We start from the raw sequence: 26,788 nt of genomic DNA on the forward strand, positions 1-26,788 counted from the left end.
CGGCATCAACCGTCCGCTCCGGCCCATGCCACCTGGACGGGGCAGGAACGGCCACCGGAGATTAACACGCCACGTCCGGGCGGGGGATTTGGCTCAGTTTCAAACCGGATCCCAAACAGGTCGCCGTCCGCGGTTGAACGCGGCGCCAACAAGAGGCCGGCGCCTGCCAGACGGGCATCCATGATGAGCGGAACGCGCTGGAGAAGCACCGGGCTGTACGCGGCGGAAACCACCACGGAACACCCCAGGGCATTTAGCCGCTCCAGGTCCCGCAGTGCAGGCGGGGCAAGCAGGTCGACATCGTCAACAAGCAGTATGCCCTCACGGGGACGCGCTCCTGCCTCCGCCTGGATCAGCAGGTGTTTCAGGAAGTCGCCGGCAGCGTCTGTCTGTCCGGCAGGCCCGGACGGTGAGGGGCAGGCATGCCAGACCTTTGTTGGGTTGAGTGCCTTCAACGCGCGCAGCGTATTGCTCCTGCCGCTGCCCGCATTGCCAAGAACAGCAAAGAGTCCACCGCCAGGCATTCGGAAGGATGCCGGAGCGGGCTCATCGCCGGCAACTCCAAAAGTGACATCCCGCTGCCCTCCTCTGGTTGCTCCCTGCCACCATAATGAGCTGTCCCGGCCGGCAGTCTTTTCCGGCCACGGGAGGGAGGACCCGGGTCCTGCCGGTGGCAGGGCGGGGTTGGCCAGCGCCACCACCTCGCGTGCTGCGATCTTTACGGGAAGGGGTTCCACCCGGAAAGGAGGCGATGAGGCAGCACGGTAACCGGTACGGCTTCTGCCGGAAAGCTTCATGGCAGGGCTGCGGTAGAACTGACTGGTGGCAGGACCGCCCCCGGCAACGGGGCCGAAGGCTACCGCCCGCCCCGCAACCGCAGGGACGGCAGGCATCCGGGGCCAGAGGGCACGGCTCTCCTCGCTGGAGCCGGCTGGAAAATAGAAGCGGTTGGGAAGGGTGCCAAAGAACCTGGCAGTCACAAGTTCCCGTTCGCCCGAGAGCAACAGCGTGATCCCGGCCCGGGCGCCGTCACGGACGAGGTCCTGAACCAGATCCTCCGCCCAGGCCAGCGGTCCCGAACGGAAAGCCGACACCCAGGACCCCCAACCGGTGATTGCGAGGATTAGCGGTATGCGACCGGAGGCGGGGCTGGCCAGCCGCTCCCCAAGTTCACGGACAAGCCGCTCCAGGATTCGTACCCCCCGGCGGAGGTCGTGCAGTCCGGCGTGGGCGCCCGTTCCGGGTGCCCCCGCAAGCGGCAGAAGGCTCCCCGGGGCATCCAGGAAATAGAAATGCGCTTCGGCGGCGCCGTTTATTACTTGGTGCACCGTTAATTCCAAAGCAGCTTCGGCCCCGGAGGCAGCACTGCCGATGAACGCTGCATGGCCGTGATGGGCAGGCCCCCACGCCAGGGGTTCCACCTGTTGCATGGCAGGCAGATCCATCAAGCCGAGCCGAACCTGGCCGGCACGCGGTTCCATCTGTACTCCCCGGGATGAGCCGCCGTGAGCCGGCGCTGGGCCTGGACCATCCGAAGCAGGTTCCCCCAGTTCTTCCGGCAAGGGAGGTGCGACGGGTCTTCTCGGGCTTTGCCTCTCTTGTGCAGAGCAGAGGCTCCGCACCATGGTTGCCAGCGGCTCCGCCGCCTGAACGGGAGTAAGCGCAGAAGCTGGACCACCCGTCCGGTCAGTCTCCCTGCAGAGGTAATCAGTTGTCCGGTGCACCGTCACGGCGCTATCTCGGCCCCCAGGGATGGAAGCCAGGGATGCCCCTTGGAATTCCTCGGCCGGCTCGGTGCCGCGGGCAAGAAACGCGCGGCCGGGAGCATCAACACCGATGGCTGCAGCTTCTTTGGAGTGGATGATGTCCACCGACTCCATGTCGGACTGCACACGAAGAGCGATGCTGGATGTGACGTTCGCGCGGATGTCCGCCGTGAGTGCGCCCTGCGGCCTTTGGGTTGCCATCACCAGGTGAATGCCCAGCGAGCGCCCTGTTGCAGCTATCCGCAGCAGTTCGCGGAGCACTTCGGGCGCATCGTCGACCAGCATCCGAAACTCGTCGATGACGATTACCAGATTGGGGAGGACAAACTCCTTGGCCGCCGCTGTAAGGCGGTACGCGGAGATGTCCGGAACACGGGCGGCCGAAAGGCGCATCTCCCGAAGTCGCACCTCAGCGCGAAGGGACGTCAGCGTTCGATCCATATCGGCGGCTGAAAGGTCTGTCTGAACCCCCACGCAATGGACAAGGCCACTTAGTGGGCCCAATCCTGAACCGCCTTTGAAATCGATGAAGAAGAAATTGACCCGCTCCGGCGGATAGCTCAATGCGAGTGCCAGGGTGAGGCTCCGGAGCAATTCCGATTTTCCTGAGCCGGTGGTGCCTGCAACCAGGAGATGGGGTCCGTCTGCCTGAAGATCCAGTAGCTTCGGTCCAGATGCACCCAGGCCCAGGGGTACAACAAGTCCATCGGACAGTTCATTGGCCTCCCACCGTTCAGCGGTGGGGCCAGCTGCTAAGGGCAGGACTTCAGCCAGGCTGCAGGCAGCGGGAACGGAGTTGACCTGCTCCTTGTCTGGAGGGTGGCCGCCGGCCAGGCGCCGGCAGTAAGCGGCGAACACTTCCTCGGGCACCAGGTCGGGTACGAATGCGGTCGCCCCACCGTTGAGCATCACGGCCGGAGTGCCCCCAGATAGATGAACATCGGACGACGGGTCTTTGCCCAGGTCCTGAAGGAAATGGAGGACCTGCCAGCCGTGCCGAACTCCGGCGTCGCGGATTACACCATCCGCCTCCGCTGCAAGGGCTTCCCCCCTGATCAGCAGGACCGCGTGCCCCCAACCTGGAGGACGGCTGCTCTGCACTGCGCAGAGCGCTGCGTCGATAGTCGCAGTGAGCGTTACTCCCGGAAGATAGCGGGCAGTGAGAGGCAGGCTTCCGGGCTTTCCGTGGATGACGACGTGGGTACCTGCGGCCTGCGGATATCCCGCAAGTTGCATGAGAAGGCAACGGAGGACCCCGTCGGTGGCGGCCCGGGAGCCGGACAGTGTGGTGAGAGGGCGGCCCGGGTCGAGCAGGACAGGAAGGTGTCCTGCCGGCGGAATTGCGCTGGGATTGGGTGCCGGTTCAATCCGGATGTTGGGTGCTTGTTCTGCCTCGCCCAGGCGCAGCCAAACGCCGCCGCCCTCGGAGCCCTTGGCTGGCGTCTCTTTCCTTTGGTGTGCTGCCAAGGCCACCATGGACAGGGGAGGGCCGCACCGCCGTCGGCGGGTTTTGTCTTCTTCGACAGCGGCCCGCACCGCTGCAGACAAAGCCCGCCTCTGGCGGTGATTGCCAAGCGCAGGCACTACGAGTGAGACCGCAGAAGCAGCGGAAAAGGCAAGGAACATCCACATTCCTGTGAAAACAGCCAACAGCACCCCAATCGCCAGCGGCAGAACCGCTGTCACAAGGAACACCGCACGGTTTGGCGTGTCGATTCGGCCGGACACCACAATTGGCTCCGCCACGGACCTTCCGGCTTCTGCAAGGACCTGCCCGGGCAGGTCTGAAAACGTCAGTGAAAAGTTGGACTCCCCGCACCTGATCCTCGATGCGGTGGAGACTTCCGCGCTCCGGATCCTTTCACCGTTAACAAACGTGCCATTGGCGCTTTCCAGGTCGATCAACACGATGTCGGTCTCTCCGACAACCAGACGGGCGTGTTCACGGGACAGCTCCGGGTCCGGAATGGCAATCGAAGTGCCGCTGCGACCAATGGTGTAGCTGCCGCGACGCAAGGGTACTGCTGTTCCCGCTGCTGCTCCGCTGTCGATGGTCAGGACCAGATAACTCCCAGAACCCCCACCTGGCTGACGACGCGGCCTCAAAGGCGCAGAACCGCCGTCGACAAGTATTGCCGCCTCCACAAGCGGTGCAACTCCCACGACGAGGCCGCAAAGATCCTTCCCGCCCACGGTGACAGTGCCCGCGCCGAACTTCCGCACCAACTGCTCGTGAATCGCGGAGCCCTCAGTGCCAGGTGGTGCATCGATGGACAGTTCCAAAGGTGGCCCGACACGCGGTGAAGCCGGGCCACCAACCAGCGTGCAATTGAGAGTCATTGGCTGCGGATCCTTCGTGTAGGTACCCACACGCTAGCCAGGGTGCCAGGCTGGCCCCAGTCGCTTCGGGAGCTATGTGGATAAAGCTGCCGGGTGGGGTGCCTGGAAGTTGATGCCCAGGCGCGGATAGGGGCAGGCAGCAAGGTGTGGAATATCGCCTAGATCAGGGAGGCGGCCCATCTGCGGGACTGAAAACGGAGGAAGACTGGAATTAGGTCTGCGTGACCACCCGGCAAGGAGCCTCGGCTGGGGCCCGCTCCGTCTGCGTAGCGCCAGTGACCATCGGCGCGTGGGCCATGGTCGCTGCAGGTGCCGTCGTGACAAGGAACGTGCCTGATTTTGCCCTCGTTGCAGGGGTGCCGGCCCGCCGGATCGGCTGGGTCGGCAAAGCGGGGCGGTCCCTCCAGGAGGAGTGCGGACACTGGGTTTGCCCCGTCCTCGGGGAGGTCTACATCGAAAACGAAGGGAAGCTGCGCGCAGTATGACAGCCGCCTGTGGTGGGGCTCACGCGCGGATGCCGATTCGACTGGTCCTGCAGTCCCTCGGGTAGGCTAGAGCAGCAGACAATGCGCACCATGGCGCTGCCCGCATTCGAACCAGGAGATTTTGTGACCGCTGACCTCGTCATCGTAGGGTCCGGCTTTTTTGGCCTGACAATCGCAGAACAGGCCGCCACCGAGCTCGGCTTGAAGGTCGTCGTCATCGACCGCCGCCACCACATCGGCGGGAACGCGTACAGCGAAAAGGAAGAGCAGACCGGGATTGAAATCCACCGGTACGGCGCCCACCTTTTCCACACGTCGAATGAGCGCGTGTGGGAGTACGTCAACAGGTTCACCACCTTCACCGACTACGTGCACAAGGTCTACGGCGTCCACAAGGGCGAGGTGTACTCCCTGCCCATCAACCTGGCAACCATCAACCAGTTCTTCCGGGCAAACCTCACTCCTGGCCAGGCGAAGGAGCTCATCCAGGAGCAGGCTGGTGAACTGGCCGGCACGGACCCCCAGAACCTGAACGACAAGGGCATCCAGCTCATTGGCCGCCCCCTCTATGAGGCGTTCATCAAGCACTACACGGGCAAGCAGTGGCAAACGGATCCCAAGGACCTGCCGGCGGGCATCATTTCGCGGCTGCCCGTGCGCTACAACTACGACAACCGGTACTTCAACGACAAGTACGAAGGCCTGCCGACCAACGGCTACACGGCGTGGATCGAAAAGATGGCCGAGCACCCCAACATCGAAGTAAGGCTCAATACCGATTTCTTCGATGAGTCCCACGAATACAGCAAGAACAAGGTTGTGGGCAACATCCCCGTGGTCTACACCGGCCCGGTTGACCGGTACTTTGACTACGCCGAGGGTGACCTCTCCTGGCGCACTATCGACTTTGAAGAAGAAGTGCTTGAGGTGGGTGACTTCCAAGGCACCTCCGTAGTGAACTACAACGATGCCGACGTTCCCTACACCCGCGTCATCGAACCCCGCCACTTCCACCCGGAGCGCGATTACCAGACCGAAAAAACGGTGATTATGCGCGAGTTTTCCCGTTTCGCGGAGAAGGGTGACGAACCCTACTACCCGGTCAACACCTCAGCTGACAGGGAGCGCCTCCTCAAGTACCGCGACCTTGCCGCGGCTGAAAAGGACGTCCTGTTCGGTGGCCGGCTGGGCACCTACAAGTACCTTGACATGCACATGGCCATCGGTTCTGCGCTGAGCATGTTTGACAACAAGATCCGGCCGCACTTCGAAAGCGGCGTCAAGCTGGAAAGCGGAGGCGTGGACGCATGACGACACCTGAAGAGTCATCCTCATGGAGCGCTCTTCAGAGAGTGATCCTCCCGTCCGCCGACCAAACAGACACCATCCCGCTATACGTCGATGCAGGGCCTGCCAGCGGTATTCGTCTGCGGGAAAACGACGAACTCGCCCGCACGCCCAAGTTGCCTGAAGAGAAGCTGCAGATGTTCAGCTCGGGCAGTCGCCCGGCGCGTTTCGAAGATCTGCTTTCGAGGCAGTCCATGCGTGTCCGGTCCGGTGAGCAAATTTCCTTTGGGACGTACTTCAACGCCTTTCCGGCCAGCTATTGGCGGCGTTGGACCTCAGTGCGGGACATCCGCCTCGTGGTCGAGACGTCCGGGACCGGCGCCGTTACCGTCTATAAGTCGAACGCCCGTGGCTCCGTTCAGCGGGTAGATGGGCGGCATGTGGATGGGGACGCAACCTCTGTTTTCGAACTCTCGCTCAAACCCTTTGGCGACGGTGGTTGGTACTGGTTCGATCTTGCGGCAAGTTCCACGGATCTGGTCCTAAAAAGCGGCATGTGGGAGACCTTTGAGGTTCCTCGCGCCAGCGGACAGGTGACGCTGGAAATAACCACCATGAACAAGCCTGATTTCTGCCTGAATAATGCCCGGATCCTGGCGGACAATCCGGAGGCTCTCGCAAACGTCAAGGAAGTCCTGATCGTGGATCAGGGCACCCAGAAGGTGGAGGAGCAGGACGGGTTCGCTGAGGTCGAAAAGTCCTTGGGCGGCAAGCTGCGCATCATCAACCAACCGAACCTCGGCGGTTCAGGCGGTTTCGCCCGGGGCATGTACGAGTCGGTTGAGAACGGCAGCGACTACGTCCTGCTCCTTGACGACGACATCGTCATGGAGCCCGAGAGCATTGGCCGCATGCTGATCTTCGCCGATCGGTGCCGCACCCCCGCCATCATCGGCGGCCATATGTTCGATTTGTACAATCGCAGCGTGCTGCACACCTTTGGTGAGGTCGTGGATCCGTTCCGGATCGTGCCGGCGCAGCCGCACGCGGACATGGAGCTTCGACACGACTTCGGGGTCGCCAATCTCCGGCAGACGGCATGGCTGCACCGCCGGGTGGACGTTGATTACAACGGCTGGTGGATGTGCCTGATCCCCACAAAGGTCATCAAGGAAATCGGTCTCTCGCTGCCGCTCTTCATCAAATGGGATGACGCCGAATACGGCCTGCGCGCCAAGGAAGCAGGATATCCAACCGTCTCCCTTCCTGGCGCTGCCGTGTGGCACGTTTCCTGGGCGGACAAAGACGACATGGTCGGCTGGCAGGCTTACTTCCACGAACGCAACCGGCTGATCACCACCCTGATCCACAGTCCGTACCCTAAGGGCGGCCGCGTTCTGCGTGAATCAGTACAGGCCGACGTGAAGCACCTCGTGTCCATGCAGTACTTCACCCAGCACGGCAGGCTTGAAGCGCTCCAGGACATCTTCAAGGGACCGGCGGAACTCCACAAGGTTTTGGCCTCGAAGCTGCCGGAAATCAACGCGCTGAAAGACCAGTACTCAGACGCCCAGCTCAAGGAAAACGTCGACGATTTCCCGGCGCCCAAGTTGGGCCGGGGCCCTGTAAGCGGAGCCCCTATCGGCATGCCGGCCAAGAAGGACCTGGTGCAGTGGGGGATAAAGACCGTGTCGCGGCAGTTGGTCAAGAACCCCGCACCCGAGAGTGCTGAGCGTCCCCAGGGTTTCCTGGCGCACCGGGACAATCGCTGGTTCAGGCTTGCCCATTACGACAGCGTGATCGTGTCCAATGCTGAGGGTACCGGTGCGTCCTGGTACAAACGGGATCCAAAGAAACTCAAGTCCATGCTGGCTGAAGCCAGCCGGTTGCATTTGCGGCTGTTCCGCGATTGGGACAAGTTGGGTGAGCAGTACCGGGCGGCGGTCCCTGAAATCACATCCCTCGCAGCCTGGAAGAAGACCTTTGGGCTCGATGGCAGGAACGGAAACTAGATGGCCGGGAAAGTTGACGGATTCGTCCGGCCCGGGAGCGGACGCGGCCTGCTCGATGTATACGGTGACCGCTTCCTCCTGAAGTTGCTGGTGCGCAAGGAGATCAAGATCCGCTACCGCGGATCTGTGCTCGGGTTGCTGTGGTCATACGTAAAGCCGCTCATGCAGTTCTTGATCTACTTCATCGCGCTTGGCATCTTCCTTAACCTTGAGCACGGAACGCCCAATTACGCGATCTACCTGTTCGCCGGAATAGTCCTCGTGAATTTCTTCACCGAAGCCCTGTCCAACTCGACGCGGTCCATCGTCGACAACCGGGACCTGATCAGGAAGATCTATCTGCCGAGGGAGCTTTTCCCTGTAGCCACCGTTTGGGTCTCTGCAGCCCACTTCCTGCCACAAATGATCGTTCTGATTGGCGCGTGTCTCCTGGTGGGCTGGGCTCCGTCGGTGCTGCAGCTGGCTGCAGTTGTCCTGATCTTCATCATGGTTTCGGTGCTGGCCACAGGGCTCGGACTGATGTTCGGGGCCGTCAACGTGTACTTCCGCGACTCTGAGAACATCGTCGACATGATCGTCATGGTGGTCACCTGGGCGTCACCGGTGTTGTACGTCTGGTCCATGGTGCAACGCGCAATGGGCCCATGGTACTGGCTCTACCAGCTGAACCCCATGACAACTGCCGTCGAAGTATTCCATTGGGCTTTTTGGGAGCCCACGCTCAAAGCCGACCAGGTTGTTACCGGCACAATTCCGCCCAACCTGTTTACCGTCTGGCTGCCGGTGTCTATGGTCGTGACCCTTGTGGTGCTTTTCCTTGGGCAGTTGACGTTCCGCCGGCTCTCCGTACATTTTGCCCAGGAGCTCTGAAATGACTTCGTTCGGCCCCGTCGCCATCAGTTGTGTTGGCGTCCGAAAACAATTTGTTCTGCGGCATACCCGTTCCCTGAAGGAAGCTTTGGTCTGGCTTGTCAAGGGCCGCAAAGGCGACCTGTCCAAGAAATTCCTGGCACTCAATGACGTGTCCCTTGAAGTTCGCAAAGGTGAAACTGTCGCACTTCTGGGACTCAACGGTTCAGGCAAGTCCACCCTGCTTAAATTGATTTCCGGAGTGCTGCAGCCCGACGGCGGAAGCGTTCGAACACGTGGCAGGGTAGCTGGCCTGATCGAAGTAGGAGCCGGATTCCACCACGACCTCAGCGGCCGGGACAACGTTTACCTCAATGGTGCCATCCTGGGCATGTCGGAAAAGCAAATAGACGACATGTTTGAATCAATTGTCGAATTCTCAGAGATCGGAGAATTCATTGATACCGAGGTCAAGTTCTACTCGTCGGGCATGTACCTGAGGCTGGCCTTCTCCATCGCCGTCCATACCGATCCCGAGGTCTTCCTGATCGACGAGATTCTTGCCGTGGGTGACGAGCCTTTTCAGCGCAAGTGCATCGCCAAGATCAAAGAACTGGCTGAGAAGGGCAAAACGCTCTTTGTGGTGAGCCATGACCTTGATCTGGTGTCGACGATATGTGAACGCGGGGTCCTCCTTGAGCACGGCAAGGTGATCATGGACGGCGAAGTGCACGAGGTGGTCGGCGAACTCCGCGGCCGGAGCCTGGACGCATGACCGCAGGTTGGTGTGGGGGAGCCGCATGTTGACATGGTTACCCGCAGTACCGTCGCTCCTGGTTGCCTTCGCCGTTGTTTTCGTCCCAGGTGTTCTGGTCGGGTTGGGACTACGGCTTCGGGGAATTACGCTCTATGCCCTCGCGCCCCTGTTCACCACCACGGTGGTGGCCGTCGGCCCTGTCCTTTTCCAATTGCTTGGCCTTCGCTGGGACAAGACTGGCTTCATCGTCGCCGCCCTGGTCTTCGCCGCTGCGTCTGCCGTGGTCGGCAGGCTTGCAGGGCGCGCCTCATCTGACTTTCGGGGCGGCTACCCAGGGCGGATACGGACGGACATTATTGGCCTTGCTTTGGGAGCCCTTGTTGCCTCGATCCAATTCATGCGGATGTTTGGACAACCACAACATATTTCGCAAACTGCCGACAATATCTTCCACCTGAACGCCATCCGCTACATAGTGGAGACGGGCTTCGCCTCGTCCCTGCAGTTGGGTGGAATGACGGGAATTCCTTTCTACCCTGCGGCCTGGCACACACTCGGCGCCTTGATTGTTGAATTTGCGGGTGTCTCCGTACCCGTTGCAGTATCTTCGCTATGCATTGTCACGGCGGCAGCCGTCTGGCCCGCAGCCGTGCTCCTGCTCGCAAGACAGGTGTGCCCCCGATCGCCGAGGGTGGGAATCCTCGCCGGGCTGGTCGCCGCGTCCTTCCCCGCACAGCCAATTCTTCTGGCGATGTGGGGGGTCTTGTATCCCAATCTTTACTCGACAGCCTTGTTGCCGCTCGCGCTTGCTTTGGTGGTGAGGATGCTTGGCTTCTCGTCTGACCTTAAGGGAGAATTTGAGGGGCTCGCTCTCCTCTGCCTCATAATCGGTGCTCCAGGTCTGGCACTGGCTCATCCAGGTGCCGTTATGGCCCTGATCGCCATGGGTTGGCCGCTGGTGATCATGGCTCACCGACGGGCCGCGCGCCGCTTTCTTGCAGGGATGCCGGAGAAGCGTGCGAGGACCATCGTCGTCGTCGTTCTCGTCCTGGCCGGCGCGGCTACCGTTGCCTTATGGGGCGCGCTTCGGCCGGAAGCTGTGGACTCCATCGGGCCCCCCGTCCAATCCCTGGCACAGTCTTTAGGGCAAATATTCCTCGCGGCACCCATGGGAGGCGCGGTGGGATTGTTCATAGCGGGCGGCCTTCTCGGCGGTCTTGTTCTCGTAACAAGGGTTGCGCCACTGCGTTGGCTGTTGGCCCTGTTTGTCGTGACAGCTTTCCTGTTCGTCGCCGTTTCGTCTTTTGACCGCGTACCGTTCCGTGAGTACATCACGGGCGTGTGGTACAACGATGCCTTCCGTGTGGCCGCTCTCTTGCCGGTCGTGATGGCACCGATTGTTCTGGTCGGATTCGACTGGTTCCTGGTCCGTGCTGGGAGGGTGGTCGACACTTTCCTGCACAGCGGGCACATCGAACGTCGCTTCGCGCGCCTTGCCGCGCTTGCGCGCCCGATTCAGTCATCCCGCGTGTCTGTTCAGTCCGTCGTTTTGATCGTTTTCGTTTTCCTTTTCGCCGCCGAGGGCCAACTGGGAAACATGAGGGCCGCAGTGTGGGACGCGCAGAACGGATATAACCAGACCAACCAATCGGAGCTCCTGAGTACCGATGAGGAGCATCTGCTCATGCGCGTTGCAGAGCACGTTCCGAAGGATGCGGTCATCGCCGGGAATCCATGGACGGGAGCCTCACTCGTTTACGCCTACACAGGTCGCCGCACCCCTGAACTGCACACGTTGTCGACGGTGAGTGACGACATGAGGATGGTCGACGGAAAGCTGCGTGACGCCCGATGGGATCCACAGGTCTGCCCAGCCGTTGACCGCCTCAAAGTGGGATACGTGCTCGATTTCGGAACAAGGGAGTTCCGCAATTTCAGGCACGAAGCCTATGACGGGCTGCTGGGGCTGGACACGGCCGGTGTTGCGCATGTCATCGACCAAGAAGGCAGCGCCCGTCTACTGAAGCTCGACGTGTGCGGCGGTGCCGCGGTGCCAACGGCCAATAAAGAACAGGGGCAATGAGAAGGTGGAGTGGTTGTCCGCTTTGGTGGCTGCGTTAGCGGCTCTTGCCGTGTTGTTCCTTCCCGGGCTCGTGATGGGCTGGATATGGAAGCTGCGCGGCTTGGGGCTGCTGGTTGCGGCTCCTTTGCTGAGCGTGTCCGTCGTCGCGGTTTCTGCTGTGGTTCTCGCGCTCTGTGGGATCCCGTGGGGCGGCCTGCAATTTTTCGGCTCTGCACTGATTGCCTGCGTCCTCCTGAGCGTTTTGCGGGTTCTCATGCCGCCCGGCTCACTCCGGGTCCAGGGAGATTGGCCGCGATTTTCGGCAGTGGGTATCGGTTTGGGCGCCGCGCTGGTGGGCGGCACTCTACTGGTTTCATGGGGACATCCAGGAGCGTTCTCACAGACCATTGATGACGTTTTTCACTTGAACGCCCTGACATGGATAAAGGAAACACGTTCAGCGTCAAGTCTCACGCTGGGACAACTGAACGGCTCCGCCTTTTACCCCGCTGCATGGCACGGCATCGTCAGTCTCACCATGGCGCTCAGTGGCCAGACGGCGCCGGTTGCCATCTTCGCGGTGTCGGCCGTAGTTGCCATGGCGGTCTGGGTCCCCGGTTGTATCTACCTCTGCCGCCAACTGCTCGGGAAATCCAGTCTCCTCACCGTGGTCTCCGGAGTGGCCTCCGGAGCTTTCGCAGCCTTCCCGCTGCTCCTTCTGGATTTTGGCGTACTGTATCCGAATCATCTGGCCGTTGCCCTCCTGCCAGCGGCCCTCGGCCTTATGGTCCAGCTGTTGCGGGTTTCTGCAGCCCCGGAACTGGTTCCCTCGTCGGCAGCGCTTTTGCTTTGCCTTGGGCTACCGGGCCTTGCTCTCGCCCACCCGAGCGCCCTGCATTCCCTTGTGGCCTTCACGTGGCCGATGTTCCTGGTATTCCTGTGGCGCAGGTGGCAGATGGCCGGGCGGCGCCAGCGAACGTACCTGGTTGTTGCTGCCGCAGCAGCGTTGGCGTTCACGCTTTTGCTCTGGAAATTTGTTCGGCCGGATCCTTCCTCCTACTGGAACCCCGTCGAAATGCGTGCACAGGCCATTGGGGAGGCCATCATGGTGGCACCGCTTGGGCAGGCTTCCACGCCAATCATCGCGGTGTTCATCTTGCTGGGCCTTTTCTACCTGCTTAGGTCGCCTGAACGGCGCTGGGTGGCAGGCCTGTTCGCGGTTGGGGCATACCTGTTTGTGAACGTGGCGGCAATCGATGCTCTTCCCTTCCGGAGAACAGTTGCCGGCCCTTGGTATGCCGACTCGTACAGGCTGGCAGCCCTGCTTCCCATAGCAGCAATACCTGTAGTGTCGTGGGGCGTGGTCTCCATGACTCACAAACTGCAGCCCTTGCTTGCATGGAAGGGACGGCGCTTCTCCAGTCCACAGGTCGCAGGGTTGCTTGTGCTCGTTTTTCTGATTGGGCAGGCAACAAACGTCGTCCATCAGGTCTACTCGGCCCAAGGCAAGTACTCGCTTTCGGATACGTCCCCCCTCCTGAACCGGGATGAAAAGGAGCTTTTGGACGAGTTGCCTTCCCTCGTTCCTGACGGCGAGGTCCTGGCCGGGAATCCCTGGACGGGGACTGCTCTCGCGTACACATTTGGCCAGCGAAAGACTCTGCAGCTCCATATGTTGTCGGCTACCCCTCCCGATGTGGATCTCGTCAACAAAAAGCTTGACGATGCGCGGTGGGACCCAAGGGTGTGCGGAGCTGTCAACAGACTTGGACTCCGGTACGTGCTCGATTTCGGCAGGGACGAGATCGGCGGGGGAAACCACCCCTACGACGGCCTCTTGGGGCTGGACACAAAGGGCGTTGCGGAAGTGATAAGGCAGCACGGCGGCGCACGCCTGCTGCGGATCACGGCTTGTGCTGCGTCGTAGTCTCTGACCGCCGGTATCTCCCGGCCAGCTTGTGTGGACAGCCCGAAAGAAACCACTCATCAGCCTCTGATGGCGGAGAAGGCGCACTGCTGCACAGCCAGGAACACCGGACCCCCGGAGAAGCTGCTGGAGGCCTGGGGGTGCCCGCGCAACGTGGGCCGGCCACCAGCAGCATCATGGACCCCAAATAACGTGCACAACAAGCTCACGGGGTCTGCCGGTCTCCGAGGTAAGGCCATTGTTGACCCACGGTCGGACTCGCGCCCTGGTCACACCACGCTGGGCGCCGTGACCTTCTGCCGGCTCAGCTGCCGGCGGAGGGCATACGCCTGGTAGGCAAGGACAACGAGTTCCGATACGACGACTGCCCACGCCACAATCCAAGCGTCGAGGAAGTAGGCGGCGCCGAGAATGAGGGGAACTCCTGCTATAGCACCGAGCACTGTGGAACTGGCCAGGGCCTTTGACTGATTCATCGCAACCAGGCATGCCAGGCCGATAATCTGCGTGCAGGCAACGACGGTGAACATGAGGCCAAAAGGGAGCGCCTGGGCCATTGTGAGCCTGAGTTCGCCGTGAGAGAGCATGCCGGCGATGGTGGGTGTGGCGAGTGTTATGACTGCCCCGCCGAGCAGGCCGAACAAGGGGCCAATTATGGCTGCCCGCCGGGCACGGTGGGCGACGGTTACCGGTCCTCCCTCTGGAACCCAGCCCTGAATGACCTGCAGTACCGGAGAGAAGGCCACCAGGCCGAACCTGAAGAGTTTGTCGCCCATGGCGTACAGAGGGGTGGCGGCCGGGGCAAGCGCGGAGACGGCGAGAAGGGGCAAGGTCACGTAGAGACTTGTGGTCCCGGCCGTAATTACGCCATGGCGCTGCGGTGCAAGGCGGGCCATCGCCGGCCTCAGCCCCAAATCGACTCTCGTATTGGCAGGAAGGCCCCGAAGGATTACCGCGCTGGACAGGAACACCCCCACAGCCGTGAGAACGGCCAGGGCGATAAGGAAGTGGGCAAGTTCCCCGGTCACGCTGAGTACAAGGAAGCCAACCATAACCCCCACCATTTGGGGGAGGGCATCGAGCAGGAAGAGCCGGAGCGGACGGGCCTCACCTATGAAATACCATGTCGCCCCAAGGAAAGGCAGCAGATAGGCAACGGATCCAGCAATCACTACGCCGACGCTTGCGGGTGAAATCAAGAGCATCACCACGATCATGATTGGAAGCGTGAAGATGAAGAGATAGGCCCGTGACACGAGTGATTCCAGATACATCGCAGGCCTCGCCTCCCGCGGCATGCTGGCCACAGTGGCCGCACCAGTCGTTCCCCACCCGAAGGCAACGAGAACGCCGAAGAGGATGGCTCCTGTCTGTATGACTGCCAGGCTGCCCCAAGCCGCAGCACTTGTCCGGCCAATGATCAGGGGAACTGTGACCAGACTCACGACAGTCGACGCCCCAACCGTAGCGGCGAAGCTGATCAGGCGGCGAATGTGGGCAGATCCTGCTCTGATGGACACGGGACTCCTGTTCGAGGGGGACCCTTCGATTCTAGGCGACGGGCTGAAGGGGTCCGTCCTATAGACTGCTTGGACTGGCCCCGCACTTAGGAGATGCATTGACGTTTGCGGCCGTTGTCGTTTCATACAACCGAATAAAGCTTTTAGAAAAGTGCCTTGTCGCGCTGGAGTCCCAGAGCGAACCGCTGGACGAGATCATCGTGGTCGAGAACGGTTCAACGGACGGCAGCGCGGACTACGTGCGAAAGAACCATCCAAATGTGACCCTGTTCGAGACGGGCAAGAACCTGGGCGGCGCCGGCGGTTTCGCTTGGGGACTGGACATTGCCATGGCGAAAGGCCATGAGGCTGCCTGGCTGATGGATGACGACGCCGAACCGGAGTTGGATGCCTTCGCGCCACTGAAGGAAGCGTTCCAGGGCATGGAGCCTCGCCCCTCGGTTCTGGCTTCCCTGGTTACGCACGGACGCGACGTCTTCAACACCCGCAACCCTCCGGTCATTACGACAGATGCCAAGCGGCACATGGATGCGAATGCCGCCGGCGGCGTGGCGATCGACACCGCTACCTTTGTTGGCGTGCTGGTCAACCTGGACTTCGCAAGGGAGACCCACCTTCCGTTCGTCGACTTCTTTATCTGGATCGACGACTCTGAATACACGCACAGACTGTCCCGTATGGGGCTCGCAATGACCGTTCCGGCGAGCATGGTCAACCATCCCGTTGCCAAGGGCACGACGGCCGACATGGGGCCGCGCCTTTACTACCACATCCGAAACACCCTGTGGTACGTGCGGGAAAAGGACACTGATCGGAACTCAAAGATCATCAACCTGGGCGGCCTGGCCATTCAGACCCTCGAGCAGGCTGTCAAGGCCGAGAACAAGCTGGGGTGGGTTTCAGCTGCGGCCCGAGGATGGTTCCACGGAGTCTCCCGCCGGCCGCGGCGCATTGCGCCCGGCGGCCTGGTCGCGACCCTGCCGCGGGAGGGCCGCCAGGCTCTGGGGATCAACGCGCTCAAATAGCTGTCGTCCCTGGCGCTGCCAGCGGTGGTGCATCAATGCCAGCTGAGCCCGGATTGCGTTGAACAGGTGGCAGCTGTTCCGCGCGTTCGGGCCAGCAGGCCCATGCTTTTCTGCCTCCTGTGGGCAGCCTTAGGGAGCCGTGAGCTTGTCCTGGACGTCCTGCGGGATTCGTCCTCGACGCCCCCGAAGCCCATCGCGTGTCCCGAGGACAACAGCCTTGAGCAGCGCCATCCGGTTGGGTCCGTATGTCACGCGTATCAGGTGGAAGATGGTTTCAAGTGCCACCCGCTTGAAAATCCAAGCCGGCTGGCCAAGAAGGTATTTGCGGGTCAATTGAATGCTGTTCCGCGCCATGTAGTAGACGCGGAATGGGGCATGGTAATAAACGTTCAGCTCGCGTCCGGCGATCTTTACGCGGAGACCCAGGAACTTCATCGGACGTGCTTGCCCCAGGGTGTGGGAGAGGTCGCAGCCATCGCCCGTGATGAGGCGATAGCCGTGCTGTCGCAGCCGCGCGGTGTATTCCGAATCAACAGCATCGATAAAGAGCGCCTCGTCGAGGAGGCCCACGTGGTCCAGCGCTGTGGCGGAAATAAGTGTGCCGGACTGCATCGGGTCGAAGCCTTCCCCGAATTCGTCCTTCCCGGGAAGCATGTCGATGCGCGTTCCGTTGTGTGTCTCTGGTGTGACCGCACCCACTTTAATCCCAGCGCCCGTGGCGCGTTGCGCAGTCTCCAGCGCGCGCTCGATAAAATGCGGGCCGATCTCGGAGTCCTGATCGAGCGTTAGCAGCCACGCCGGATCCCAAGCGGCCCGCGCATGCTGTATTCCAGCGTTAAGGGCGGCGCCGATGCCTTTGTTCTCGCCGAGCCTTATGACCTGGGCAACGTCCGCCAATTGTTCAAAGGTGCGGGCATCGGGTGAGGGTGAGCCGTCGTCGACAACCACCACGTTGTCCACTTGGCGCTGTAGCCTCCGGACCCGCTCGACGACTTCAGCTGGAGGGTTGAAAAGTGACAGTACGGCGACGACGGAGTCCTGCTGCGGCAATGGTGTTCCTTCCAGGAGCCTTGATCTCGGGCTGTTCGTTCCAGTCTATCGGCGGATGCGAACGCGCTCGGTCCGGTAGCATGGTCAGGCGCCGTCTGGCGCAACAACGATGGTGGGAGGATCTCTCTATGGCCGTAGTCGACGTCATGCTGCCCTATTACGGGGACGTGGGACTTATGAAGAAGGCTGCCAACAGCGTCATGGCTCAACATTTCCATGATTGGCGCCTGCGGGTCTTCGATGACGGCTACCCGAGCAAGGAGCCCGAAGAGTTTTTTGCCGGCATTGATGATCCGAGGGTTTCGTACCAAAAGAATGCTGAGAATTTGGGAGCCAACGGAAACTACCGCAAGGCCCTCTCGCAGGCGGAGGCTCCTATTGTGGTCATCATGGGTGCCGACGACATTATGCTGCCCAACTATCTCGACGTCGTTGTTCGCTCCTTTGAGGCCCACCCGGAAGCTGCAATCGTGCAGCCGGGTGTCCAGGTGATCGACGAGAACGGCATCGCGGTTAATCCGCTCGTGGATCGTGTCAAGAAGGCGTGCGCACCCCAGACATCAGCGCCGCTGGTGCTCGCCAACGAGGACCTGGCTGCAAGTCTCCTGCGTGCGAACTGGACCTACTTCCCGTCGCTTGCATGGCGTGCGGAGGTTGTGCAGGGGATCGGGTTCACAGAGGGACTGGATGTCGTGCAGGACCTGGCCATGCTCCTCGATGTCGCGGACCGAGGCGGTGCTATGGTCGTGGATCCCGAGCTCGCTTTCCTGTACCGTCGACATTCCGCATCCGACTCCTCGGTCCGTGCCCTTGACGGGCGCCGGTTTGAAGAGGAACGGCGATTCTTCCAGGACCAGGCGGAACGGTTTAAAGCCCGCGGCTGGACGAAGGCCGCACGTGCCGCGACCACCCACCTTATGAGCAGGCTCAACGCTGCCTCCCTCGTGGGCAAGGGCCTTGCGGCCGGCAACAGCGCGGCGGTGCAGAAGCTTCTCAAGCACGTGGTGGCCTAAGCTTCCAGCAACTCAGCATGTAGAGGGGCGGCGCCGGGAAGGCGCCGCCCCTCTGCATTTTTTCGTTGTTATCGACCTGAAAGGCAATGGGGGTCGCAGGTCCAGAGCTGTTGCCGACGCCGGTAGCTCCGCGACCACCCTGATGGTCGCTGCGAATACGTCAAGCAGCGCCAAGCGCTAAGCGGGCCGAGGACCTTTGCGCCGCTTCACTGCCTCAACAAAGGCCTTGCTGAGCATCCAGCGTGATTTCAGAATGGTTGGGATGCCTCTGAAGGTTTTGGGTGTTGTGTTATTTGCGTGAAGCCGCCGGCTGAGGGTTTCGAGTTCGAGGTGGGCCATGGTTCCTCTGACGTTGGCGAGCATAGCGAGCCACTGGTCGTGAGTTTCGTAGAGGAACGGGGGAAAGGGGAGGCTGCTTTGGATGAAGGTCCGGCGGAAGGCCATGGCGCAACCGTAGTAGGGAATGATGCCGATCCAGAGCCGGATAAGGTTCCGGACCCTGTGACCACCGGTGCCCTGTTTGAGGCGCAGCTGCTCAAGCTTCCGCGGCGTGCCTTGGAAGTAGCTGAAATTTGAGGCGACGGCCTCTGCGCCATCAAGTGCCCGGACAAGGGCGTCCACCCGTCCGGGCAGCCAGAGGTCGTCCTGGTCGGAGAGCATGACAATCTCTCCGGTGCTGAGTCCGAGTGCCTTTTCGAAGTTGCGGACATACCCGAGATTGGATGCGTTGAAGTGGACTTTCACCCTGGGGTCGCGCATGTTGGTGAGCCATTCGCGGGTGCCGTCTGTAGAACCATCGTCGACAATGATCACTTCGTCGTGCTCGGTCAGCTGCGCGAGGATGGAATCGAGCTGCTCGTGGATGTGCTGTGCGCCGTTATAAGCCGCCATGCAGACGGATACGACCGGTCGTGTGGGCATGCATATTCTCCGGCGGGTTGGGTGTGGGGCGTCCCCCATCATAGCAATGGGCAGGTATGTGGTCGTGCCCGATTGAACGTGGGCGGCTCTGTGCCGATAGCCTGAAGACATGAAGATTATGGTTACCGGCGGGGCTGGCTTTATTGGCTCCCACACTGTCTTGCAGTTACTTGAGCACGGGCACGAGGTCATGGTTTACGACAACTTGCGCAACGCCAGCCCGGTGTCGCTTGAACGGGTTGAAGAGCTTGCCGGCGTGCCCGTGGAGACGCGTTGGGCCGATCTTCTGGACACAAATGCACTCGAAGCAGCGGTGGGGGAGTTCCAGCCGGACGCGGTGATCCATTTCGCTGGATTGAAGGCCGTGGGGGAGTCAGCCCAAATCCCCTATGAGTACTACATGAACAATGTAGTGGGCACACTGAACCTGCTAGCGGCCCTCAAAAAGCATGGTGTCACCCGCCTCGTGTTCAGTTCGTCGGCCACCGTCTACGACCCCCAGAATCCGCTTCCCTTGCTCGAGGGGATGCGGCGCAACGCCACAAACCCGTATGGCCGCACCAAGCAGCAGATCGAAGAGATTCTGGAGGACGTGGCAGCAGCGGACCCCACGTTGCGGGTCGCTGTCCTGCGCTACTTTAATCCCGCCGGCGCGCATGATTCAGGCCGTATCGGTGAAGACCCGGTGGGCACGCCAAACAATTTGCTGCCTTTTGTGGCGCAGGTCGCGGTAGGTATGCGCCCCCTGGTGCGGGTATTCGGCGACGACTACGACACCCCGGATGGAACTGGGGTTAGGGACTATATCCACGTGGTGGATCTTGCCGCCGGGCACCTGGCCGCGCTGCAGTACCTGGAAAGCAATTCAGGCCTGTTCACATGGAACCTAGGCACGGGGCGGGGGACGTCCGTGCTGGAGGTCATTGATGCTTTTGCCAAAGTCACGGGCCGCCCGGTGCCCTTTGAAATCGTGGACCGCCGGCCCGGTGATGTCGCTGTTAGCCTCGCCGACCCGTCCAAAGCGCTGCGCGAGTTGGGGTGGAAGGCTGAACGGTCCTTCGAAGCCATGTGTGCGGACCATTGGCGGTGGCAGGAATCCAATCCCTCCGGCTACACGGCGCTGTCGTCCCAGCCAATCTGACGGACGGAAGCTTCTTCGAGCCCCTGGGCAGGTAGATCGAGGGCCTGCAGGCCGGCTGGCGTTTGCGTGATGCTCCCGGCCGGCCGGCTGCCGTCCTACCCGTGCCTTGGAGCTGCACCATTGGTGGAAGACGAAAAGAACCGCAATTACGCCGAAGGGCCTGAGCCGGTCTAAACCGTGCTCAGGCCCTTGGCGCCTGGCGTTGCAGCTGACGCGTGTCAGCCTTCCAGGAACGTTCCGACGGTGGGACGGCCAAATGCCGCACCCCTGCCGGTGGAATTCCGTGTCAGCGTTCAGACCCGGATGCTGCGGTGGGCTGCTGTTTGACTGGAGCCTGCAGGCGTGGACGGTCGTCTTCCAGCCACGGGCGGGGGGCCTCGTCAAGGGCCATTCGCCTCGCCAGGAGCGTCAGCGCGAACTCTGACTGCCGGAACCGCTGGTACGTCGTTGACATGAAGACGAAGAAACAGAAGATTAGGGCATAAAGGACCAGGTCTGTGCCACGCCCGATGCCCAGGAACTGCGCCACGCGAGTCAGCAGGTCGGGGAGGAAGATAGAGATTGCGGCGGCGAAGGCAAAAACCATCAGCAGCAACCGCCGGATCGCCAGGTGCCGCGTATTCGACCCACCGCGCATCAGGGCCAGCGACACAAAGATTACTGCGATGACCAGAACAAGCTGGACTATGAAGATCAAGGGTTGGCCCTCCTATTTGAAGAACAGGTCGGCAACGATGTTCACCGAATTGAGCAGGGACTGGCCTTTGGCCTTCGAATAGTCCGTATAGATGATGTGCACCGGGTGTTCCACGTACCTCACCTTGAAGGCCGCCAACTGGTGGACCAGTTCCGACGCATGCGCCATGCGGTTCTGTCTAAGCTGAATGCGGCTGGCAACATCCCTGCCCAGGACACGCAGCCCGTTGTGGGCATCGGTCAGGTCCAGTCCTGTGGACAACTTCATCTGCAGTGCAGCGACCTTCAGTACAAGCCGCTTCATGGCCGTCAGTTTCGTCCTGGAATCCAGGAACCTCGAACCGAGCACCACATCCAGCGATTCCGTTCGCAAGCGCTCCACCATGGCCACGGCGTCTTCCACGCGGTGCTGCCCATCGGCGTCAAAGGTAACGATGGAGTCGGTCTGGGGGTCCTGCAGCGCGTACTCAATCCCGGTCTGCAGCGACGCACCCTGGCCAAGGTTTACAGGATGCTCTACCACAACCGCGCCCGCGTTGCGGGCTACAACTACAGAACCATCACGGCTGCCGTCGTCAACACACACTACGTTTGGAAAGGTCCCCAGCAGGCCTTCGATGACCTTGCCAACAACGGTTGCCTCGTTGTACATCGGAATGACAACCCACGTCTTACTCACCGCACTATCCTCTCACACAACCACGAACACCCCGACGCGCAGCAATCACCGAACACTCGATGACATGAGCGGCAGCTCGCGAAGACGCTGGAGCTGATCCACGGGAGAGAATCCTGCTGACTTGATCCTTGAAAGGTCGAGGACGCTGTTGAGCGGACGGGGCGCCGCAGCTTTGCCTGCAAAGTACTCCTCGGTGCTCACGCCGGTTATGGCATCCGGCGAAGCGCCGCACGATTCGTACACCAGGGCGGCGATGGCCGCCCAGGACAACGGCTCGCCGTCGTTGGAAAGGTTGTAGGTGCCGTACTCCGCGTCAGTGTCCAGCAGGTGCTTAATGCCTGCAGCAATGTCCGCGGTGAAACTCAGGCGGCCGATTTGGTCGTTTACGACGGAAGGTTTGATGCCCCTTCCGGCAAGTGCGGCCATTGTCCGGACGAAGTTATTGCCGTCTCCGATTACCCAGCTGGTGCGAACTATGTAGTGCCGGGGCACCAGGCTCACGGCAGCGTCGCCGGCTGCCTTCGTTTGGCCATACACCCCGAGCGGGCAGACCGGATCATCCTCCACGTACGCGGATGACTTTGTGCCGTCGAAGACGTAGTCCGAGGAGACATGGACCAGGGTCAGGTTGTTTTCGATGGCGATGCGGGCCAGGTTGGCCACGCCCTTAACGTTCACATTCCAGGCGGCTTCCCGGCCTTCCGCGGTTTCCGCGTTGTCCACGGCCGTGTACGCGGCAGCGTTGATGATTGTGGAGTAGTTCTTCCAGTTCAGGCCTGAGCCGGAGTCAGGCGAGGCCAGATCAAATTCGTTCCGGCCTGCGAATTCCACCGATGGATCGCCATCGTAGGCGTCCTGCAGTGCCTTGCCGAGCTGACCGTTTGCGCCCAGCACGAGGGTTTTCTTAGCCTGCATCGGCGCAACGTCCTGAAGGCGGGGATGCGCTTTATCCTTGTCGGAAAGTTCGGCCTGCCCAAGGGGCACAGGCCACGGAATGGACACCGTCTCGTCGGCAAGGTTCAGGAAAGTGTACTGGCCCTGCGCGTCAGCTGACCAATGGTCATTGACGAGATACGTATAGGCGGTGTTGTCTTCGAGGGTCTGGAAAGCGTTGCCGACGCCCCGGGGGATGAAGATGGCCTGGCTGGCATCGAGTTCGGCGGTGAAAACCGCACCGAACGACGGCCCTTCCCTGAGGTCCACCCAAGCGCCAAAGATCCGGCCGGTGGCTACCGAAATGAATTTGTCCCATGGCTCGGCGTGGATGCCGCGTGTGGTGCCTGCTTTCTCGTTGAACGAGATGTTGTTCTGAACTGGACGGAAGTCCGGCAGCCCAAGGGCCACCATCTTTTCCCGCTGCCAGTTTTCCTTGAACCACCCCCGGTTGTCACCGTGCACCGGCAGGTCGTAAAGGACAACGCCTGGTATTGGTGTTTCGTGGGCAACCAGCTTTTTTGAAAACTCAATAGACATGTCTTACTGGCCCTGTTCCTTGTACTTGGCTTCGGTGAGGGCTTTCTGGGGTCGCCACCAGTCTTCGTTGTCTCGGTACCAGGCGATTGTGGCCTCAATGCCGGCGTCAAAGTTGGAGAATTGCGGTTCCCAACCGAGCTCCGTGCGGAGCTTGGTGGAATCGATGGCGTACCGGAGGTCGTGGCCGGGCCGGTCCACGACATGGTCATAGGCATCCGGTGACTGGCCCATGTGCTTGAGGATCAGCTCGACTACATCTTTGTTATTCTTCTCACCGTCGGCGCCGATGAGGTACGTCTCACCGATTTTGCCTTTGGCGATGATGGCCAGCACGGCAGACGAGTGGTCGTTGGCGTGAATCCAGTCACGAACGTTCTCGCCCTTGCCGTAAAGCTTCGGCCGGATACCATCGATGATGTTGGTGATCTGCCGTGGAATGAACTTCTCCACGTGCTGGTACGGGCCGTAATTGTTGGAACAGTTGCTGATCGTCGCCTGCAGGCCGAAGGAACGCACCCAGGCGCGGACCAGCAGGTCCGAGCCAGCCTTGGTTGAAGAATATGGGCTGGACGGGTTGTACGGCGTTTGCTCCGTGAATCGTTCAGGATCATCCAACTCAAGGTCGCCGTAGACTTCGTCGGTTGAGATGTGGTGGAACCGCTTGTCGTGCTTCCGGGCAGCCTCGATCAGCGTGTAGGTCCCGATGATGTTTGTATCAAGGAAGGGGCGGGGGTCATGCAGGGAGTTGTCATTGTGCGATTCGGCTGCATAGTGCACCACGACGTCGGTCTCGGCAACCAGCTGATCCACGAGGGCAGCATCGGCGATATCGCCATGAACGAACGTAAAACGTTCCTCGGGCAGACCCTTGAGCGATTCCAGGTTGCCGGCGTACGTCAACTTGTCCAGAACGGTGACCTGCTGGTCGGTGTTTTCAAGAACGTAGTGGACGAAATTGGAACCAATGAAGCCGGCGCCGCCGGTGACGAGGAGTCGTTGCATGATTCAAGATCGTAGCCGATAGGCTTTGAACATTGTTTGAATGAAGGGACGTCCGACTTGAACTTGCCGGCTGGCCAGCTGCGTCCACCGCGGCTTGTCGATGCTCCCGGAACGCCCCGTCTGCCGTGGACGTTTCGCCGGACTCTCGCTGTATCGAGGAACGGATTCCGGGCCTTCGCCGCAGCTGCTCTGGGTGCTGCAGCCCTCACGCTCGTGGCTTGGATCAGGCTTCCAGGCTTGACCAGGGAAACCCTCTGGGCCGAGGACGGCGGCATCTTCCTTCGTCAGGCGATGGACAGCCGGCTCCTGAGCGGCCTTATGGACCCGTACGACGGGTATCTCCATCTTCTTCCGCGGCTTTTGGCTCACCTATCCCTTCGTATGGGTCCGCTCGAAGGATACGCCGAGCGAATTTCGTGGCTATCCTGCGCATGCGTCGGGCTTGTCGGTGTGGCTGTCTTCTTCCTTAGCCGGTCACATATTCCGTCGGTCTGGAGCCGGCTGTTACTCGCGGGGATACCCGCACTCCTACCCGTTGCACCTCTTGAGGTCATGGGAAATACAGCCAACCTTCATTGGTACATGCTGTGGCTGACCCCGTGGATTCTCATACATCAATCCCGGCGCCGTTCGTCCAACATCCTGCTTGTACTTGTGTCTTTCGTGGCCGCCACCACTGAGATCCAAACGGTTCTTTTTGTACCTCTTATCTGGTTTGCCGTTCGCACCCGGCGTCAATGGGGCGGGTCGGTCGGCCTGCTCCTGGGTCTTGCCCTGCAATTCATCACCTACGTCAGCTTCCCGCGCTCGGTCTCACAGGACGCAGTGCCGTGGGACCTTGGAAGCGTCATTATCGGGTGGCTTCTGCAGGGAGGTATGTCGAGCGTCGAAAGTTCAGCGTCCAGCGTAGGCGTCGCGTGGACTTACTTCGGCGGAGCTCTGCTCCTGGTCCCCGTAGCGCTGTTATTGGCTCCTGCTGTCGCCGCAGCATTCAATGGGCGCGCAACGCTTGTGGCCGTGCTGGCGTCCGTCGGAGTTTCCGCGGCCCTCTGGTTTGCCGCCCAAGTTTTCAACAACCGCGCATTTATGAATTATTCGTCGTTTACGAACCAGGAGTGGCTGAAGTTCGACTTCCTGCGGTACGCAGTTGCTCCGGCCATGTTTGCACTTGGGGCGCTGGCGCTGGCGTCGGGCCGTTTTCATTGGCGTCGCGAAACGGAGAGGCCTGTAGCCCCGGTGCCCTCCCTGCGCCGCGGAATCACATGGCAAAACAGTTGCGCGACAATACTTGCCACCATTCTGTTCCTCGGATTCTTTCCACCCACCAGTTCCAGGGCAGACGGCCCATCGTGGGGAGAGCAGGTTTTGGCGGGACGATCCGCATGTGCTTCCGACCCGCAGCTCGCCGAAGTGCCGGCATTCGTAGCACCTCGCGGCTGGGAGTACGGGCGAGTAGCGATATCGTGTAACCGATTGCGAACCAACGACAACGAAAGAAGGTGAGCGTGCGAGGAATCATTCTCGCCGGCGGAACGGGATCGAGGCTCCACCCGATCACGCTTGGTGTCAGCAAGCAGCTCGTTCCGGTCTACGACAAGCCGATGATCTACTACCCGCTCTCAACCCTGATCCTCGCGGGCATACGGGACATCCTGATCATTACCACTCCGCACGACGCCGAGCAGTTCCAGCGGCTCCTGGGGGATGGATCACAATTCGGGGTGAGCCTGACGTACATCCAGCAGCCGTCTCCTGACGGGCTGGCGCAGGCCTTCATTCTGGGTGCCGAACATATCGGAAACGAGCCGGTGGCGTTGGTCCTCGGGGACAACATCTTTTACGGTCCGGGTATGGGCACGCAGCTCCGCCGCTTCGAAAATATCGACGGCGGCGCTGTCTTTGGATACTGGGTAGCGGACCCCACGTCGTACGGCGTTGTGGAATTTGGCCCTGATGGGAAGGCGATCTCCCTTGAAGAGAAGCCGGCAAAACCCAAGAGCCACTACGCAGTGCCCGGCCTTTATTTCTACGACAACGATGTGGTCGATATCGCGAAGAACCTCAAGCCCTCGCCGCGCGGCGAACTCGAGATAACCGACGTAAACCGCACCTACCTGGAGCGCGAGAAGTTGCAGGTCGAGATTCTGCCCCGCGGCACCGCTTGGCTGGACACCGGCACCTTCAATGACCTAAACGACGCCTCGAACTTCGTCCGCACCACCGAAAACCGCCAGGGCCTGAAGATCGGTGCTCCGGAGGAAATCGCGTGGAGACTTGGTTTTCTCACTGATGAGGAACTGCGCGAACGTGCCACACCGCTCATCAAGAGTGGTTACGGCCAATACTTGATTGACCTGCTGGAGCACGGCGCGTAAGTATCAATTTTAAACGTCGATGGCGGCCCGCTTGCGGGGCGCCATCGACATTTTCTTTGCTGTTACCTTACTGCCGAGTGATCTTGGCGCCGGCAGTTGCGGTCCAGTCGATCCGACCTCCCTGGAAGAACTGGGTGCAGCTTTGCCCATCAGCAGAGCAGGTTACCGGTCCGGTCGGGTAGCCGAGGGGGCCTCCCTCGAAGCCGCTGGCCTGCCAGGCGCTGCGGATGGGTCCGTTGGGGGAGACCTGGGCTCCTGTGGCGGTGGACCAGATGATGGCTCCGTTTTGGAAGTTCTGGTAGCAGCCGCCGTTTTTCAGTCCGCAGGTTACCGGTCCGGTCGGGTAGCCCAGGGTGCCTCCCTCGAAGCCGCTGGCCTGCCAGGCGCTGCGGACGGGTCCGTTGGGGG

At 61.0% G+C, this 26,788-nt stretch carries 21 protein-coding genes; 12 read left to right on the forward strand and 9 right to left on the reverse strand.

Annotated elements, in window-relative coordinates; all coding sequences use genetic code 11:
• Positions 1-5: 5 nt before the first annotated feature.
• Positions 6-4,106, reverse strand: coding sequence for an FtsK/SpoIIIE domain-containing protein (locus J2X98_RS08985; protein ID WP_307306800.1), 4,101 nt, complete (start codon positions 4,104-4,106; stop codon positions 6-8).
• A 221-nt stretch (positions 4,107-4,327) separates the two neighbouring features.
• Here J2X98_RS08985 and J2X98_RS08990 point away from each other — a divergent pair, with 221 nt between their 5' ends.
• From J2X98_RS08990 to J2X98_RS09020, 7 genes are all read left to right on the forward strand, one after another.
• Positions 4,328-4,591 carry a hypothetical protein gene (locus J2X98_RS08990; RefSeq protein WP_307306802.1) on the forward strand — a complete coding sequence of 88 codons (264 nt, stop codon included), beginning with the start codon at positions 4,328-4,330 and terminating at the stop codon, positions 4,589-4,591.
• Positions 4,592-4,714: 123 nt separating this feature from the next.
• Positions 4,715-5,902 (forward strand): UDP-galactopyranose mutase, encoded by a 1,188-nt coding sequence (gene glf, locus J2X98_RS08995; RefSeq protein ID WP_141942245.1) that lies wholly within the window; start codon positions 4,715-4,717, stop codon positions 5,900-5,902.
• Complete coding sequence (locus J2X98_RS09000) at positions 5,899-7,890, forward strand: glycosyltransferase (protein ID WP_141942243.1); 1,992 nt, start codon at positions 5,899-5,901, stop codon at positions 7,888-7,890. The genes glf and J2X98_RS09000 overlap by 4 nt, the downstream gene beginning before the upstream one ends.
• Positions 7,891-8,760, forward strand: a complete 870-nt coding sequence (locus J2X98_RS09005; protein ID WP_141942242.1) for an ABC transporter permease — start codon at positions 7,891-7,893, stop codon at positions 8,758-8,760.
• Position 8,761: 1 nt separating this feature from the next.
• Positions 8,762-9,514 carry an ABC transporter ATP-binding protein gene (locus J2X98_RS09010; RefSeq protein ID WP_141942239.1) on the forward strand — a complete coding sequence of 251 codons (753 nt, stop codon included), beginning with the start codon at positions 8,762-8,764 and terminating at the stop codon, positions 9,512-9,514.
• 25 nt (positions 9,515-9,539) lie between these two features.
• The gene (locus tag J2X98_RS09015) at positions 9,540-11,579 is read left to right on the forward strand and encodes a DUF6541 family protein (protein WP_307306814.1); all 2,040 of its coding nucleotides are present in this window, start codon (positions 9,540-9,542) and stop codon (positions 11,577-11,579) included.
• Between the two features lie 49 nt (positions 11,580-11,628).
• Positions 11,629-13,485, forward strand: a complete 1,857-nt coding sequence (locus J2X98_RS09020) for a DUF6541 family protein (RefSeq protein WP_307306871.1) — start codon at positions 11,629-11,631, stop codon at positions 13,483-13,485.
• 269 nt (positions 13,486-13,754) lie between these two features.
• Here the strand turns inward: J2X98_RS09020 and J2X98_RS09025 are convergent, their stop codons facing one another.
• Positions 13,755-15,005 (reverse strand): hypothetical protein, encoded by a 1,251-nt coding sequence (locus J2X98_RS09025; RefSeq protein WP_307306817.1) that lies wholly within the window; start codon positions 15,003-15,005, stop codon positions 13,755-13,757.
• A gap of 98 nt (positions 15,006-15,103) precedes the next feature.
• Here J2X98_RS09025 and J2X98_RS09030 point away from each other — a divergent pair, with 98 nt between their 5' ends.
• A complete protein-coding gene (locus tag J2X98_RS09030; RefSeq protein WP_160147567.1) occupies positions 15,104-16,030 on the forward strand; it encodes a glycosyltransferase family 2 protein in 927 nt (308 codons plus the stop codon).
• Positions 16,031-16,159: 129 nt separating this feature from the next.
• Here the strand turns inward: J2X98_RS09030 and J2X98_RS09035 are convergent, their stop codons facing one another.
• The gene (locus tag J2X98_RS09035; RefSeq protein ID WP_160147566.1) at positions 16,160-17,080 is read right to left on the reverse strand and encodes a glycosyltransferase; all 921 of its coding nucleotides are present in this window, start codon (positions 17,078-17,080) and stop codon (positions 16,160-16,162) included.
• A 128-nt stretch (positions 17,081-17,208) separates the two neighbouring features.
• Between J2X98_RS09035 and J2X98_RS09040 the strand changes: the two genes are divergently transcribed.
• Positions 17,209-18,093 carry a glycosyltransferase family 2 protein gene (locus J2X98_RS09040; RefSeq protein ID WP_307306823.1) on the forward strand — a complete coding sequence of 295 codons (885 nt, stop codon included), beginning with the start codon at positions 17,209-17,211 and terminating at the stop codon, positions 18,091-18,093.
• A 177-nt stretch (positions 18,094-18,270) separates the two neighbouring features.
• Here J2X98_RS09040 and J2X98_RS09045 read toward each other — a convergent pair whose 3' ends face one another.
• Positions 18,271-19,014, reverse strand: a complete 744-nt coding sequence (locus J2X98_RS09045) for a glycosyltransferase (RefSeq protein ID WP_307306826.1) — start codon at positions 19,012-19,014, stop codon at positions 18,271-18,273.
• Positions 19,015-19,123: 109 nt separating this feature from the next.
• Here J2X98_RS09045 and galE point away from each other — a divergent pair, with 109 nt between their 5' ends.
• Positions 19,124-20,155, forward strand: a complete 1,032-nt coding sequence (gene galE / locus J2X98_RS09050; RefSeq protein ID WP_307306829.1) for a UDP-glucose 4-epimerase GalE — start codon at positions 19,124-19,126, stop codon at positions 20,153-20,155.
• 286 nt (positions 20,156-20,441) lie between these two features.
• Here galE and J2X98_RS09055 read toward each other — a convergent pair whose 3' ends face one another.
• The 4 genes from J2X98_RS09055 to rfbB are packed head-to-tail and all read right to left on the reverse strand — an operon-like array spanning position 20,442 to position 24,005.
• Complete coding sequence (locus J2X98_RS09055; protein WP_141942223.1) at positions 20,442-20,852, reverse strand: DUF2304 domain-containing protein; 411 nt, start codon at positions 20,850-20,852, stop codon at positions 20,442-20,444.
• A gap of 12 nt (positions 20,853-20,864) precedes the next feature.
• On the reverse strand, positions 20,865-21,530 hold the full coding sequence (locus J2X98_RS09060; RefSeq protein WP_307306832.1) for a glycosyltransferase family 2 protein: 666 nt from the start codon (positions 21,528-21,530) through the stop codon (positions 20,865-20,867).
• A gap of 45 nt (positions 21,531-21,575) precedes the next feature.
• On the reverse strand, positions 21,576-23,003 hold the full coding sequence (locus tag J2X98_RS09065) for a bifunctional dTDP-4-dehydrorhamnose 3,5-epimerase family protein/NAD(P)-dependent oxidoreductase (RefSeq protein ID WP_307306835.1): 1,428 nt from the start codon (positions 23,001-23,003) through the stop codon (positions 21,576-21,578).
• A 3-nt stretch (positions 23,004-23,006) separates the two neighbouring features.
• Positions 23,007-24,005: a dTDP-glucose 4,6-dehydratase gene (gene rfbB, locus J2X98_RS09070; protein ID WP_141942220.1), complete on the reverse strand. Its 999-nt coding sequence runs from the start codon at positions 24,003-24,005 to the stop codon at positions 23,007-23,009.
• Positions 24,006-24,242: 237 nt separating this feature from the next.
• On the opposite strand from rfbB, the gene J2X98_RS09075 reads away from it, so the two are divergent.
• Together J2X98_RS09075 and rfbA are read left to right on the forward strand one after the other, a co-directional pair.
• Entirely contained in the window at positions 24,243-25,508 is a 1,266-nt protein-coding gene (locus J2X98_RS09075; protein WP_307306840.1) for a hypothetical protein, read from the forward strand.
• Between the two features lie 2 nt (positions 25,509-25,510).
• Positions 25,511-26,380, forward strand: a complete 870-nt coding sequence (gene rfbA / locus J2X98_RS09080) for a glucose-1-phosphate thymidylyltransferase RfbA (protein ID WP_141942217.1) — start codon at positions 25,511-25,513, stop codon at positions 26,378-26,380.
• A 67-nt stretch (positions 26,381-26,447) separates the two neighbouring features.
• Here rfbA and J2X98_RS09085 read toward each other — a convergent pair.
• Positions 26,448-26,788 (reverse strand): LGFP repeat-containing protein (locus tag J2X98_RS09085; RefSeq protein WP_373460856.1); only part of this gene is annotated, 341 nt, incomplete at its 5' end.

Source organism: Pseudarthrobacter enclensis, from assembly GCF_030811655.1.
Lineage (GTDB): Bacteria > Actinomycetota > Actinomycetes > Actinomycetales > Micrococcaceae > Arthrobacter > Arthrobacter enclensis_A.

What these genes read in the sequence shown, in the direction of transcription:
- J2X98_RS09015 (WP_307306814.1), top strand. Translation starts at nt 9,540, where the DNA reads ATGTTGACATGGTTACCCGCAGTACCGTCGCTCCTGGTTGCCTTCGCC.
- J2X98_RS09065 (WP_307306835.1), bottom strand. Translation starts at nt 23,003, where the DNA reads ATGTCTATTGAGTTTTCAAAAAAGCTGGTTGCCCACGAAACACCAATA.
- J2X98_RS09000 (WP_141942243.1), top strand. Translation starts at nt 5,899, where the DNA reads ATGACGACACCTGAAGAGTCATCCTCATGGAGCGCTCTTCAGAGAGTG.
- J2X98_RS08985 (WP_307306800.1), bottom strand. Translation starts at nt 4,106, where the DNA reads ATGACTCTCAATTGCACGCTGGTTGGTGGCCCGGCTTCACCGCGTGTC.
- J2X98_RS09005 (WP_141942242.1), top strand. Translation starts at nt 7,891, where the DNA reads ATGGCCGGGAAAGTTGACGGATTCGTCCGGCCCGGGAGCGGACGCGGC.
- J2X98_RS09010 (WP_141942239.1), top strand. Translation starts at nt 8,762, where the DNA reads ATGACTTCGTTCGGCCCCGTCGCCATCAGTTGTGTTGGCGTCCGAAAA.
- J2X98_RS09045 (WP_307306826.1), bottom strand. Translation starts at nt 19,014, where the DNA reads ATGCCCACACGACCGGTCGTATCCGTCTGCATGGCGGCTTATAACGGC.
- galE (WP_307306829.1), top strand. Translation starts at nt 19,124, where the DNA reads ATGAAGATTATGGTTACCGGCGGGGCTGGCTTTATTGGCTCCCACACT.
- rfbB (WP_141942220.1), bottom strand. Translation starts at nt 24,005, where the DNA reads ATGCAACGACTCCTCGTCACCGGCGGCGCCGGCTTCATTGGTTCCAAT.
- J2X98_RS09040 (WP_307306823.1), top strand. Translation starts at nt 17,209, where the DNA reads ATGGCCGTAGTCGACGTCATGCTGCCCTATTACGGGGACGTGGGACTT.